Annotated in this window: 13 protein-coding genes; 2 read left to right on the forward strand and 11 right to left on the reverse strand. The window is 69.2% G+C overall.

Annotated elements, in window-relative coordinates; genetic code table 11:
* The first annotated feature begins 149 nt into the window (after positions 1 to 149).
* Entirely contained in the window at positions 150 to 779 is a 630-nt protein-coding gene (locus tag AAW13_RS22300; protein WP_052768444.1) for a response regulator transcription factor, read from the forward strand.
* Between the two features lie 46 nt (positions 780 to 825).
* On the opposite strand, the gene AAW13_RS22305 is transcribed toward AAW13_RS22300, so the two are convergent.
* The 11 genes from AAW13_RS22305 to AAW13_RS22350 form a co-directional block, all read right to left on the reverse strand.
* Positions 826 to 1,359 (reverse strand): DinB family protein, encoded by a 534-nt coding sequence (locus AAW13_RS22305; protein ID WP_046726981.1) that lies wholly within the window; start codon positions 1,357 to 1,359, stop codon positions 826 to 828.
* A gap of 45 nt (positions 1,360 to 1,404) precedes the next feature.
* Entirely contained in the window at positions 1,405 to 2,688 is a 1,284-nt protein-coding gene (locus AAW13_RS22310) for an MFS transporter (protein WP_167391724.1), read from the reverse strand.
* Between the two features lie 252 nt (positions 2,689 to 2,940).
* Complete coding sequence (locus tag AAW13_RS22315; RefSeq protein WP_046726980.1) at positions 2,941 to 3,177, reverse strand: cytochrome C oxidase subunit IV family protein; 237 nt, start codon at positions 3,175 to 3,177, stop codon at positions 2,941 to 2,943.
* A gap of 3 nt (positions 3,178 to 3,180) precedes the next feature.
* Positions 3,181 to 3,771: a cytochrome c oxidase subunit 3 gene (locus AAW13_RS22320; protein WP_046726979.1), complete on the reverse strand. Its 591-nt coding sequence runs from the start codon at positions 3,769 to 3,771 to the stop codon at positions 3,181 to 3,183.
* Positions 3,768 to 4,484, reverse strand: a complete 717-nt coding sequence (locus AAW13_RS22325; protein WP_046726978.1) for a hypothetical protein — start codon at positions 4,482 to 4,484, stop codon at positions 3,768 to 3,770. The genes AAW13_RS22320 and AAW13_RS22325 overlap by 4 nt, the downstream gene beginning before the upstream one ends.
* 94 nt (positions 4,485 to 4,578) lie before the next feature.
* Positions 4,579 to 5,583: a DUF4331 family protein gene (locus AAW13_RS22330; protein WP_046726977.1), complete on the reverse strand. Its 1,005-nt coding sequence runs from the start codon at positions 5,581 to 5,583 to the stop codon at positions 4,579 to 4,581.
* A 486-nt stretch (positions 5,584 to 6,069) separates the two neighbouring features.
* The gene (locus AAW13_RS22335) at positions 6,070 to 7,575 is read right to left on the reverse strand and encodes a GMC family oxidoreductase (RefSeq protein ID WP_046726976.1); all 1,506 of its coding nucleotides are present in this window, start codon (positions 7,573 to 7,575) and stop codon (positions 6,070 to 6,072) included.
* A 250-nt stretch (positions 7,576 to 7,825) separates the two neighbouring features.
* Entirely contained in the window at positions 7,826 to 8,695 is an 870-nt protein-coding gene (locus AAW13_RS22340; RefSeq protein ID WP_046726975.1) for a LysR family transcriptional regulator, read from the reverse strand.
* Positions 8,696 to 8,946: 251 nt separating this feature from the next.
* On the reverse strand, positions 8,947 to 9,084 hold the full coding sequence (locus AAW13_RS45990) for a hypothetical protein (protein ID WP_167391725.1): 138 nt from the start codon (positions 9,082 to 9,084) through the stop codon (positions 8,947 to 8,949).
* Between the two features lie 25 nt (positions 9,085 to 9,109).
* Positions 9,110 to 9,904 carry a M15 family metallopeptidase gene (locus tag AAW13_RS22345; RefSeq protein WP_046727137.1) on the reverse strand — a complete coding sequence of 265 codons (795 nt, stop codon included), beginning with the start codon at positions 9,902 to 9,904 and terminating at the stop codon, positions 9,110 to 9,112.
* A 20-nt stretch (positions 9,905 to 9,924) separates the two neighbouring features.
* A complete protein-coding gene (locus AAW13_RS22350) occupies positions 9,925 to 11,172 on the reverse strand; it encodes an MFS transporter (protein ID WP_046726974.1) in 1,248 nt (415 codons plus the stop codon).
* 526 nt (positions 11,173 to 11,698) lie between these two features.
* Between AAW13_RS22350 and AAW13_RS22355 the strand changes: the two genes are divergently transcribed.
* The gene (locus tag AAW13_RS22355) at positions 11,699 to 12,544 is read left to right on the forward strand and encodes an alpha/beta hydrolase (RefSeq protein WP_046726973.1); all 846 of its coding nucleotides are present in this window, start codon (positions 11,699 to 11,701) and stop codon (positions 12,542 to 12,544) included.
* The last annotated feature ends 26 nt before the right edge of the window (positions 12,545 to 12,570 follow it).

Raw genomic sequence — 12,570 nt, forward strand, 5'->3', positions numbered from 1 at the left:
CGATGGAAGTCCCGCCGCGGCTGGTGCCGATGCGGCGCCAGGTCGAACCGGACCGGCGTCCCACGACCAGCCCGACAAGCACCGGCTCACCGGGTGGCAGACGTCCGCACGACGCGGCCGGACCGGGCCTGCGGCCGCACGCCGATGCCATGAGACGGCTCCCCCCGGCCCCGGTGTCGGTGGCCGTCGACGCCGCGGACCCGGTGACACACGCCGGACTGGCGGCCGGGCTGAGCCGCGGACCGGAGGTGGCGCTCACCACGGTGAGGGAGGCGGACGTCGTGGTGGCCGCGATCCGGACAGCCGACAACTCCACGCTGGAGACGCTGGGCAGTCTGCCCATGCCGCCCCCGGCACGGATCGTCCTCGTGGTCAGCGACGGCTGGTACGCCGACCTGACGGTGGCGGCCCGCAGCGGGATACGGGCCGTGCTCTGGCGGGCCGAGGCGCAGCCGCAGTCCCTGATCCGTGCCGTGCTGGCGGTGGCCGCCGGCGAAGCGCTGCTGCCGTCCGCGGTACAGGGCGAACTGCTCGACCAGGCGGACCGCCTCCAGCGCAACGTGCTGGTGCCCAAGGGCCTGACGCAGTCCGGCCTGAACACACGGGAGATCGACGTGCTCCGGCTGGTCGCGCAGGGCCTGGACCTCGCCGAGATAGCCGACACGATGTGCTACTCCGAACGCAACATCAAGAAGATCCTCTACGGAGTCATCAACCGCCTCGGACTGCGCAACCGCGTCCACGCGGTGTCCTACGCCATCCGCAACAGACTCATATGAACCTGCCTCGAGGCTGTCGCGCGCCGCGTCCGCAGCCCCATGTGCCTCACTCGCCGGTCTCACCGTCGATGAGCTCGCGCGCGACGTCGAGGTGGCCGACGTGACGGGCGTACTCCTGGAGCAGGTGAAAGAGGATCCGCCCGAGCGTGGGCGCTTGCTCGGGCGCCGCGAATCGGCCTCCGACACGCGCCTTGTCGTTCAGGGCGGCGTTCCTCACGAGGGAGTCGGAGACAGCCACCTCCGCTTGATAGGCGGACATGACCCGGGCAGTGGAGGTGCCGGCGGCGACGGTCCACTCTTCGGCGTCTCCGCCGGGTGGATGGGCGGTGACGTCCTCGGCGCCGAACCCCCAGCGCAACCAGCGGCGTTCGACCCAGGACAGATGCTGGACCAGGCCGAGCGGCGACCAGCCGAGCGGTTCGACCGGCGCACGGAGCTGGTCGTCGGACAGTCCGGTGAGCTTGCGCATCAGGGCCTCGCGGTACCAGTCCAGGTAGCCGAGGAGTAGCTCATGGGCATCGGAGACGTCGACGGCCGGGCCGTCGAGGGGCGCGGGAACCTTTTCCGAGGGCTGCTGCATGCCGGGAACGTAGCGTCTCGTAAGCCCCGTTCAGAGGGCTGAGCCTCATTGCGAGAGAACCGTGGTGCTTTCGGGCTGTTCGGACGGGTCGTCCTGGCCGCTGAACGACAGCAGGCGCGAGGGAAGAAGCCACAGGCAGGCAAGGGTTCCGCCGATCGCGCCGGCCCACAGCGCCACGGGGATCCCGGCTGTCGCGGCGATGAGGGCGCCGGTGACCGAGCCCAGCGGACGCAGGCCGAAGCTCACGGTCTGGTACGCGCCCCGGGTCCCCGAGCGAAGGTGAGGGGGCACCACCAGCGCGAACACCGAGCCGACGGAGATGTCCTGGACGGATTCGCCGACGCCGCCCAGCAGCGTCGAGGCCAGGACCAGGGCGAAGACGAGGCTTCCGGTGGCGCCGACGGCGGGGATCACGAGGAGCGGGGCGTGCGACAGCACGCAGCCGACCAGGAGCATCCGGCCCAGACCGATGCGGTGGGCGAGCCGGGAGGCCAGGGCCGCGCCGGCGAGTCCGCCGATGGCCTGCACGCTGAACACGAACCCGACCTGGGCACTGGTCAGGGACAGCTGGTGGACGTAGTACCAGACGAGCACCGACAGGAAGAGCATGTTGAAGAAGTTGCCGGTGGCGGTGACCGCGAGTGCTGTCCTGATCAGCGGGTTTCGCCGGATGAAGGCCAAGCCTGTGCGCCGGTCGCGGCTCTCGGGGGTGCCGGGTTCGTGGCGGCGCTCCGCCGGGCGCAGTCGGAGGAGGAACAGGGCGGCCGTGACGGCCGTGGCCGCGTCCACACCGACAGCCGCCGGGACACCCGCGAGTTGGACCAGGAGACCACCGAGGGAAGGTCCGGCGAGGATCGCGGCGGTCTGGCCCGTGTAGGAGGCCGCCTGCCCGGCGACGTAGAGCTCGGACGGCAGGGTGGTGGCGAACAGACCGCTCTCGCTGACGTTCGACAGCACCGAGCACAGGCCGATGACGGCCAGGACGACGGCCAGTTGGACGAGCGAGAGCAGGCCGAAGGCCGTTGCGATCGGCACGCTGCTCAGGGCGGCGACCCGCAGGAGGTTGGCGCCGGCCAGGAGCCCGCGGTGGTGTCCCGTACGGTCGGCGAAGGCACCGGCCGGCATGGCCAGGAACAGGCTCGGGAGCCAGATCACGGCCGACAGGACGGCACTTTGGACGGCGTCGGCGCCCAGGACCTCGATCGCGGCCAGCGGCAGGGCCACCGAGGAGATGGCATCACCCAGGGCCGCCAGGGTGGTGGCGGACCAGAGCTTTCTGAACGCGGAACGGCGCAGCGGCGCCGGCACCGAAGGTCGAGGGGCCCGCAAGGTATTGGATCCTGTTTCTCGCGATGACGGATGTTGCGCGGAATGTGCGGCCGCTCCGGACCCGAACAAGTACCGGAGCGGCCGATGAATTCACCAGGAGTGCTGCTTCTTCATTTTTTTCACCTCCACCGCTCGTGAACTCCCCTCCACAAGGGAGTCGCTGGGAAAATTATTGAGGAAGTCGACGCGTATCGCCAATGCCGATATCGTCGCCTGCCATGCCGAATTGGCCTGGCGAATTGTCCGGCGATTTCAGAGGAATACGTAGAGGCTGAGCAGAGTGGCGCCCGTGGCCACGACGTAGACCTCGAAGGCGCCGCGGAGGGCCGCCGGGGCGTCGCGCAGCTCCATGAAGTGCAGGCCGACCAGGCGTACCTTGACCAGCGCGATCGCGACGACCGCGCAGCCGATCAGGGTCGACGTGCTGCCCTCGATGCCCAGCAGCCAGCTCGACAACGTGGCCAGGACGAGTACCGGAAAGACCCACATGTGTCACGCCACCAGGTAGAAGAGCGGGAAGAGGACGAGCCAGAGCAGGTCCACCATGTGCCAGTACGCGGCCGCCCCCTCGGCGGCCAGCAGCCGGCCCCGGCTCGGAGCCGGCCGACGGGACAGGACGATGAGGAACGTCAGCGCGCCGATCCCGATCGCCAGGTGGGCCAGGTGGATGCCGGTGAACACGAAGTAGTACATGAAGAAGTCGTTGCTGCTCGGTGTGTGTCCGTCGTGGATCACGAGCGCGTATTCGACGCCCTTGACGGCGGCGAACCCGAGCGCGCACAGGAGCGCCCATGGCAGTGTCCGTGCGGGTCCGCCGGATCGGAGCTGCCGTAGCCCGCGGGCCACCAGCGCCGAAGCGATCAGCAGGAGCAGGGTGTTCAGGAGTCCCAGGTCTGGATGGAGGGCCTGCTGAGAGGCCCGGAACATCCTCGGTTGCCGGCCGTGCAGTACCGCGACGAAGCCGAAGAACACCGAGAACATGATCATGTCGCCGAGGAGGAAGACCCACAGTCCCGCCTCTCCGGGGATGTGGCGGTGCCGCTGGGGCGCCGGGTGTTCGGTCCGGGCCGCCGTGGCGGTCATACCGCGGGTTCCAGGTCGGCCGGGGCCCGGTCGTCGTCCACCCGGCTCGCGGCCCGCACCATCAGCGGTGTCATGACGAGGAACCAGGCGCCGAAGGCACCGGCCGCGACCCAGAACGAGAGGATGCCGTTCCAGGCGAAGGGGCCGGTCTTGAAGAAGGTCAGCAGGATGCTGGGCAGGAAGAGGAAGGCCATCCAGAAGTTCAGGTACGCGGCCCAGCGCGGCAGGAGCGGCGTGGTGCGCTTGTCGGCCAGGATCGCCACTCCGACCGCGACGGCCTGCCCGACGGCCGGAAACGCGTTCATGACCAGGGTGATCCAGGCCGTGTCGTTGAGCGCCATCGTGATGTCGGGCGAACGGTCCGGCCGGTAGGCCGTCGCGGTGAAGATCAGGACGGGTACGAAGATCGCGGCCACGTTGGCGGCACCGCAGACGAGTTGGGTGGCGGCCAGCGGAGCCAGCCGCGAGTCGATGCGCCGGATCAGGCTCGACAGCGCGGCGACGAAAGGTGCCGTCGTCACCGCGCCGACGAGCATGACCACGAGGCCGGCCCGGATCGAGTTGGCGTGGTCCGTGTAGAAGGCCGTCACCCGCTCCGCCGACCAGCTCGGCGCCATCGGCGGTATCCAGTGGGCGATCAGCAGGGCGGCGAAGAACAGCGCGATGAACACGTAACCGAAGCTCGCGCAGGCGGTCAGGATTCGGCGGGACATGGAGGAATCTCCTGGTTCCGGAAGGGACGGGTACGAAGCGGGCTTCGCCGCACGGACCTGAGGACGTGAGGGTGGGACTGCTGTCCTGGCGGCGTCAGGCCGGTGCGCTCAGGTACGGGAACACGGCGCGCAGCATGCCGGTGGCGTGGCCGGCGTCCAGGCCCATGGGGACGGGCGCGTTCAGCACGATCTCGAACATCGTCTCGGGGGCGGACTCGGTGAGCCCTCTGCCGTTGCGGGCCTTCGCTCCGAAGTCGGCCTCGGTGCCCACCTGGTAGCGCAGGACGTCCGGGAAGACGGCGTCCCGTGTCGCGGCGCCGTAGCCCTCCGGGTCGGCGTGCGTGCCGTTGGCGGCCACGAGACCCGCGACCTTCCGGCGTACGAGGTCTCCGTAGTGGGCGAGGTCGTCCCGTGGATCGGTGGCGTTGTAGTCGTCGAAGCCGGCCTCGGTGACGTCGAACAACGTGCTGACGAGCGGGGTCGCGCACCGGTTGATCTGCATCCAGCCGCCGTGGTGGTCGTCCAGCGCGGTGGTGGCCCAGACCCCGATCGTCCCCCGTCCGAGGAGTTCGTCCGGGACTTCGAGGACGACGGCGGTGACGTTGGTGCCGGCGAACAGGTTCGAGGCCCGTTGCGGGTCGAACGCGGACAGGTCCACCGCCGTACCGTTCCGGAGGGCGGTCAGGACCGCCGTGACGACGGTGCCGTCGAGGTAGAACGGGTCTCCGGCCCGGCCGACGAAGACGTTGACGCCGTCCACCGTGGTGACGATCTCCTGCGTCCTGCCGGTGGCGACGAGGGCTCCCGAGGCGTTGCGGTCGGCGGTCTCGGCACCGTCGAGCCGGTCGAGCACCCAGCCCTGCCGGCCGTCCGCCTCGGTGGCGAGGAATCTGAACCGGAACGTCAGGTCCTGCACCGCGTCGTCGTCGGTGTCGATGTGGAACTCGTACAGCGCCTCGGGGTGGAAACCCTTGTCGGCCGAGACCGGGTTGGTGTTCATGACGAAGACCGTTCCGGTCCTTCCCCTGAACAGGTAGACATCGCTGATGTCCAGGCGTGGGTCCTGTTTCGCGGCAGCTGAATCCTGGTGGTGGGACATCGATCGGCCTTCCGTGAGGGCAGAGCGGGACAGGGCACGGCGAAGCCCCGCCGGCTCGGCGGATGTTGTGTGCACAGCACATGGGGGTGCGGTTCTGCGACCCGGGGAAGTCGCCGCGGTACCGGCGGTCTCGACCGGCCGGGCGCGGCTCGTGGCGCGGTGTTCGTTCAGCACTCCGGCTCGACGACCGCCGCGCTCAGGTGTGGGTCACGTCGAACATCCTGACCCGGGGCGGTCATTCGTCGCCAATGCCGATCCGGCGGGCCGGTATGCCGGTTCGGCATCAGCCCACTTGCGCGCTCGTGTCACGGCCGGGAGGTCGCCGAATGCGGGATGGATCACACGGGACCCCGCCGCGTCGCACGCGTGACGTCCGTACGGGGTGAGTTGCGGGGCAGCCGGCACGTGAGTGCGTAGATCACCGCACCGACGAGGGTTTCATCCACCAGGCGCCACAAGAACTTCACGGTCACCGCTCCTTGATGTTCAGGGCCGTCGTGCATCGCGTCGGATGGTGTCGGCGGCCCGTTCTGCGACAGCCAGGACGGTCGCGTTGACTCCGGTGTTGGGAATGGACGGCAGCACCGAGGCGTCCGCGACACGCAGACCGTCGACGCCGTGCACCCGCAGGTCCGGGTCGACGACAGCGAGGTCGTCCGTCCCGATCCGGCACGTGCCGACGGGGTTGTGGAAGGTCGCCGCGTTCCCGCGGATGTGGGCGACGAGGTCGTCCCCCTTTCCCGGAGCGGTCTCCCGAGCACCCCACCGGCCCCAGGCGGGCATGCCGCCGATCTCCCGCGCGATGCCGAGGGCCGCGAGCATGGCCGACACGTCAGCGCTGTCGGCCAGGTAGTTCGGGTCGATCAACGGCAGCCGGCCCGGGTTCGGGCTCCTGAGCCGGACCGTTCCCCGGCTCACGGGCGCCGTGTGGGCGAAGGCGAGCGTGTGTCCGTGTTCGGGTGTCCCGGCGCCTGCAATGTCCGCCGGAGCGTCGAGCAGCATCAGCTGGACGTCCGGCACGGCTGTCGCGCCGCTGTGCACCAGGGCACCGACCGTGCTGAAACCATGGCTGGTGGTCAGTTGCCGCTCCGCCTCGAAAACCACCGGGCACTGGAGGTGATCGTGCAGATTGGCGCCGACTCCGGGGAGATCGGCCAGCACCGGGATCCCGACATCACGCAGATGTGCCGCGGGGCCGACACCGGAGAGCAGCAGCAGGTGAGCGGAGCCCACCGTGCCGGCCGCCACGATCACCTCGCCGCGCGCCTCGGCGCGTTCCACTGTGCCGAAGGACGTGTATTCCACGCCGGTGCAGCATCCGCGCTCGATCAGCAGGCGGCTGACGTCCGCCTCCGTGGCCAGGTGCAGATTGGGCCGGTCGAGTACCGGCACCAGATAGGCGTCCGCGGCGCTCTGCCTACGGCCGCCCGCCCCCGCCAGGTCGCACCAGAAGGCGCCGTGCTGCCGTGCACCGTTGATGTCGTCGGTGAGAGCGTGACCGGCCTCGGTGAGCGCGTCGAGGAAAGTGAACGAGCCGTCGTCGAGCTGGGTCGTCGGCGCCGCCCACACCGGCCCGATGACGCCCCGCAGGGCGGGGTCGCGGCCCATCGCCGTCTCCGTCCGGCGGAAGTACGGCAGCAGCTCGGTGTGGCTCCAGCCCTTCGCACCGTTGTCCGCCCAGGCGTCGTACACGGCACGGTGCCCGCGGACGTGCATCATCGCGTTGACCGAACTCGATCCTCCGAGGACCCGCCCGCTGGGCCAGTGATGGCTGCGCGACAGCGTCCCGCGCTGCGGGGTCGTCCAGCGCGACCAGAGGATCTCCTTGGCCGGGATGAGCGGGAACCCGACCGGGAGGTGCATGGCCGGCGGCCCGAGCGCCGTGCCGGTCTCCACGAGAAGCACCTCCGCCGCCGCGTCCTCGGACAGCCGCGCCGCGAGCACACAGCCCGCCGTCCCGCCGCCGACGACCACATAGTCGTAGGAAGTCATCTCGTGTCCGGCACGAGTAAACCGCGATGGCACATCATCAAACCCTCTTCTTTCAGAGCGAGTTGCTTCTGCCGGAGAGCTTCGCTGGCCACGGCTCGGCGCGCCAATGCCGATTACCCGAACCGTCATGCCGATCGGACATGGCGACAGGACAGCGCGATCTCGCCCGCCGACGCGTGCGCCTCTGTGCCGAACCCGGCGCCGCTCTGTGCCGAACCCGGCGCCGCTCTGTGCCGAACCCAGTGCCGCTCTATGCCGAACCCAGTGCCGCGATCACGATCCTGGCGAACTGGTCGATGGACGGCATCTTCCGGTTCTTGGTGTACGCCAGCGCCACCATGCGCGGGGCGACCCCGGTGAGCTGGACGTAACGGATGTCGGGGCGACGATAGAAATCGGCGAGGCCGGCCGGGACGACGATGAATCCGGTGCCGGACGCGACGGCTTCCAGGCTCTCCTCGATCGAGGTGGGCCGTTCGGCTTCCGGACGGTTGCGCGCCGCCGCGTCGAAGTCGGTGCCGCGCCACTCCGGTACGTCAGCGGAGTCCTGGAGCAAGCGGTACGGCGTCAGTTCCGTGATGTGGACGGTCCGCGCCCGGGCCAGCGGATGCTCGTCGGAGAGCGCCGCGACCCGCGGCTCGGGGAACAGGGGAACGATCTCGAAGGTGTCGACCGGCAGCGGTAACCGGACGAAGCAGACGTCGACACGACCGTCGAGCAGATAGTCGACCTGGTCGGTGGGTGCCGTGTGCAGCACCTGCACATTGACCTCCGGCGCCAGCGCCCGGAACCGCCTGACGATCGGCGTGACTATGACACCGGGCATGAAGCCGATGGTGAAGTGGTGCCCCTCCCGGCTGGCGAGCCGGACCCGCCGCTGAAGAGCCAGCGATGCCGCGAGCAGGGGCCGTGCGTCCTCCAGCAGCTGACCGCCGGCCCGGGTGAGCGCCGTACCCAGCGGGCCGCGCTGAAGCAGCGACGCTCCGAGATCGTCCTCCAGGGCACGGATCTGTCGGCTCAGTGCGGGCTGCGTCATCTTCAGGCGTTCGGCACCACGTACAAAACTGAGCTCTTCGGCAACCGTCACGAAATAGCGGAGACGTCGGAGGTCGATATCCATGACGCCATGTTAGTCACGCCGCTTTTCCTGTCGAACTGCGATCCGAAAAAGTGTCTTGGGCTTTGGCGATGCCCGACCGGCATGACTTCCGCGCGAATCGGCATTGGCGCCGCCAGACGTATCCGACCATGATTGACCGACATAACGGGGCCGCTCATCGGCGTAGGGCCGCCCTGTCATGCGCGCAGCCCTGCCCGCATTCTCCGCCGCTCGGCGCGACAATCGGCAAGCCCCGGATTTCATCACCGGAATCACCGGACGAGGGGTGTTCCGGGACGCCGGACCCAGCGCCCGTCCTGGGTGACGCCGACCGGCAGGACGCCGAAGAGGAGTACCACCAGGGGTCCGCGGCGGGATCCGGACGGTGGGGAGGCGGGGTGCTCGGTCATGGCTCCTGCTTCCTTCGCCGCGCGGTCAGCCGGTCAGCGAGGACCGGGAGACGGGGAAGTCGAAATACGTGGCCGGGTAGGGCTCGGCGGCGAAGGTGAAGTGCCACCATTCCTCCGCGAGATTCACGAAGCCGAGGGACTCGAGCTCGTTCTTGAGCAGCAGCCTGTTGCGGTGCTGGACTCCCACGACGCGCGGGTCGAGGGTGTGCGCGAGCGTGTCGAAACAGTCGTACCCGGTGCCCATGTCGATCGAGTTGTCCGGGAACCTCTGCGCCGCCGGCGCGTAGCACGGCTCGAGCCTCTCCCCGGGAACGTAGGGACGCGTCGGGTGGACCGGCAGTTTCACGAGCGTGAGGTCGATCGTGCTGCCCCGGCTGTGCCCCGACTTCGCCGCGATGTACCCGTCGGTGAAGAGGTCGGCCTTGTCCACCCGCGGGTAGAACTCGTCCTTCATCTTCAGGTCGGTCAGGTCCTGGGCCCAGTCGACGAACTGGTCCACCGCGCGCTGCGGCCGGTAGCAGTCGTACACCTTCAGCGTGTAGCCCTGCGTCAGGAAGTACCGCTCGGCCTTCGCCAGGGCCTGCGCCGTCGGGGCCGTGACGATGCACAGCGGTTCGACATAGCCGTTGATCGGCGTGCCGATGAAGTCATGAGGCGTGGCGTAGCGGATTTCCTGAAGAATCGCGGGGGCCACATCGTGGAGCGCCACGAAATCGGCGGGCGCTTTGCTTTCCGTGTCGTCGGCCCGCGCGGTGACCGACGCGCTCGTCACCGTGACGAGGACAGCCGCCAGAAATGCCAGCAGCACCGGGAAGCGCATGCGCGCGTTGTTGATGACCACTATGCCGTACCCCTATTCGATATGTGGGGGGAGAGTTTCCCCAGACCCACGAACGGTGTCAACGAGAGCGCCATGACGAAAATACCGAAGAACAACGTGCAGTGCAGGAGCCCGTATTCGCCGACGAGCAGACCCACGACCAGTACCGGAACGCACATCGACGTATAAGTGATGGTGTAGACGGCGGCCATCAGCCCCGCCCGTTCCACCGCGAGGACGTTCGCCGTCACCAGACGGAGGCCGCCCTGGAACGCGGGACCGAATCCGGCGCCGGCCACCGCGGTCCCCACGTACAGGGCGGTGGCGGAGTCGCGGTGCGCGGCCAGCAGCGTGACGGCCACTCCCGTCGTCAGCAGCAGGCAGCCGCCCAGAGCCGTTCGGCCGGCGTCGGCATGCCGGGTCAGCAGCACGGCGGGAACCGCACTGACGGTCAGCAGGGACACGATCAGGCCGTCGGCGGTCGACGACGCGGATCCCGTGATGCCCTGGACCAGATCCGGCCCGAGGGACAGGTAGAAACCGCCCAGGGCCCAGACGGCCACGAACACGGGTGCGGTGACGAGGAGGGCCCGCCGGCTCGACCGGGGAGCGCGGATCCGTGGTCGCAGCGACGGCCAGGCTCCCGGCCTCGGCGACCTCGACTCGGGCAGGAAGGCCAGCCCCGGCATCTGCACGGCCAGTGCACTGAACAGCAGCGTGTACACGCTGCCGAGGTGAGCCGGGATCAGGTCCATGAGCAGGCTCGTGCCGATCGTCCCCAACGCCATGCCGACGAGCGGAGCGATGCTGACGAACAGGGGGCCCCACCGCGTGGTCACGTCGAGCAGGGCGGCACCCAGCGCGCTCGTCGCGGCACCCGTGGCCAGTCCCTGGAGCGTCCGGGCGAGGATCAGCGAGGTCACGCCGCCGGCCTGGAGGAAAAGCAGCATGGACAGCGCTTCGAGGGCGAGCGCGGCGCCGATGACCGGGCGTCGGCCGACATGGTCGGAGAGCGCGCCGACGGTGAGGAGCGCGACCAGGACACTCAGGCAGTACACGCCGTAGACCACGGTGACCGTGCCGGAGGAGAGGTGCCAACTCGCCCGGTAGACAGGGTAGAGCGGAGTGGGCGCACTGGAGGCGACGAGGAACGTGGTGAGGACGGTCGACAAGAACACGGCCGACCGTCGGCGGGTGACCGCGTCGTCGGCCCGTCCACTGGGCGGTCTGGCCCTCGCCTCGGACCGGGCAGGCAGCTCTTCGGGCATCGTTGTTCGACTCTCCGTACGGGATGGGCGGAGTGGGACACCGGAGCGGCATCCGCTGGGCGCACGTCACTTGGCCTGTCGCTGCGTTCCGGGGTCATCGCCCCGGAGTCGTCGCCCCCGCGACGCGCCACGGCCGACCGCGGAGCGCGGTGCACACCGGCGACGCGACGCGTCACCGCCCGCACATGCTCGTCGTCCGGTCACGGCGATGACGGCCACCCACTGACGACCGTGCCCGTTCGTACCCGTCGTGGTGTCCGCACCACCGCGCTGTCGGCGGCTCCCTCCGCTTCGGGCATCAGGAATTCAGTACTGGAAATGCCGATGAAAGGCGGGCGGTTCCACCGGCTCATGCCGGTTCGACATGGAAAGAAGCAGGATCGGCATTAGCCCTCCGCCGCCACGGCCGCCATAGTCGATTCCGCGAGGCGCCGCCGGCCGCGACACATTCGGTTTCCATGCCCCTGCGGAATGCGCCGCTTCCCCCTGCCTTTTGAGCATCACAACCCGAGAGGAACAACACCACATGAAGTCCACCGCTCGAATCAAAGCGCTGGCCGCCGCCGGGTTTGTGAGTGGCGCGGTCGTGGCCTCGCTGGCCGTGACGAACGCGAGCGCCGTCACGACCACCGAGAACGACCACGCCGTCGCCTCGCGGACGGCGCACCGCGCGAAGCCGACGGTGGTGCTGGTCCACGGGGCGTTCGCCGACTCCTCCAGCTGGCACAGCGAGATCGGCTACCTGCGACGCCACGGCTACCCGGTCCTCGCGATCGACACCCCGCTGCGCGGCCTGGCCTTCGACAGCGCCTACGTCGAGGCACAGGTGAAGTCCGTCAAGGGTCCCGTCGTGCTGGTCGGCCACTCCTACGCGGGCGAGGTCGTCAGCCAGGTCGCCGCGAGGACGTCGAAGGTCAAGGCCCTCGTGTACGTGGCGGCCCTCATTCCGAAGGCCGGAGAAACCGCAGGCTCGCTGATCGGGCAGTTCCCCGGGTCGCAGCTCATTCCGGAGAACTTCCGCACGGTTCCCCTGCCCGGCGGTGACACCGACGTGTACCTCAAGGCCGACAAGTTCGGGACCGTCTACGGAAACGGGCTGTCGAAGTCGGACGTCCAGGTCGCCTCGGTCACTCAGGAACCGGTCGCCCTTTCGGCGTTCACCGACAAGGCGACGGTGAATCCGCCGGTGAACACGCCGAAGTGGGCGGTCATCTCGACCGAGGACCACGCCGTACCGACGGCGGCCCAGAAGTTCGAGGCGAACCGAGTGGGCGCCCACATCATCTACACCCGCTCGGGCCACGACGTTCCTTCGATCAGCCCGGGAGCGGTCGACCGAGCCGTCGTCGCCGCCGCCGGCTCCGTCCACTGACCAACCCCCTCAGCGGGGGCCCCGGT

The sequence above is a fragment of the Streptomyces humi genome (assembly GCF_001005085.2).
Classification (GTDB): Bacteria; Actinomycetota; Actinomycetes; order Streptomycetales; family Streptomycetaceae; genus Streptomyces; species Streptomyces humi.

What these genes read in the sequence shown, in the direction of transcription:
- AAW13_RS22330 (WP_046726977.1), bottom strand. Translation starts at nt 5,583, where the DNA reads ATGTCCCACCACCAGGATTCAGCTGCCGCGAAACAGGACCCACGCCTG.
- AAW13_RS22350 (WP_046726974.1), bottom strand. Translation starts at nt 11,172, where the DNA reads ATGCCCGAAGAGCTGCCTGCCCGGTCCGAGGCGAGGGCCAGACCGCCC.
- AAW13_RS45990 (WP_167391725.1), bottom strand. Translation starts at nt 9,084, where the DNA reads ATGACCGAGCACCCCGCCTCCCCACCGTCCGGATCCCGCCGCGGACCC.
- AAW13_RS22315 (WP_046726980.1), bottom strand. Translation starts at nt 3,177, where the DNA reads ATGTGGGTCTTTCCGGTACTCGTCCTGGCCACGTTGTCGAGCTGGCTG.
- AAW13_RS22320 (WP_046726979.1), bottom strand. Translation starts at nt 3,771, where the DNA reads ATGACCGCCACGGCGGCCCGGACCGAACACCCGGCGCCCCAGCGGCAC.
- AAW13_RS22305 (WP_046726981.1), bottom strand. Translation starts at nt 1,359, where the DNA reads ATGCAGCAGCCCTCGGAAAAGGTTCCCGCGCCCCTCGACGGCCCGGCC.
- AAW13_RS22345 (WP_046727137.1), bottom strand. Translation starts at nt 9,904, where the DNA reads ATGCGCTTCCCGGTGCTGCTGGCATTTCTGGCGGCTGTCCTCGTCACG.
- AAW13_RS22300 (WP_052768444.1), top strand. Translation starts at nt 150, where the DNA reads ATGAGACGGCTCCCCCCGGCCCCGGTGTCGGTGGCCGTCGACGCCGCG.
- AAW13_RS22335 (WP_046726976.1), bottom strand. Translation starts at nt 7,575, where the DNA reads ATGACTTCCTACGACTATGTGGTCGTCGGCGGCGGGACGGCGGGCTGT.
- AAW13_RS22325 (WP_046726978.1), bottom strand. Translation starts at nt 4,484, where the DNA reads ATGTCCCGCCGAATCCTGACCGCCTGCGCGAGCTTCGGTTACGTGTTC.
- AAW13_RS22340 (WP_046726975.1), bottom strand. Translation starts at nt 8,695, where the DNA reads ATGGATATCGACCTCCGACGTCTCCGCTATTTCGTGACGGTTGCCGAA.
- AAW13_RS22355 (WP_046726973.1), top strand. Translation starts at nt 11,699, where the DNA reads ATGAAGTCCACCGCTCGAATCAAAGCGCTGGCCGCCGCCGGGTTTGTG.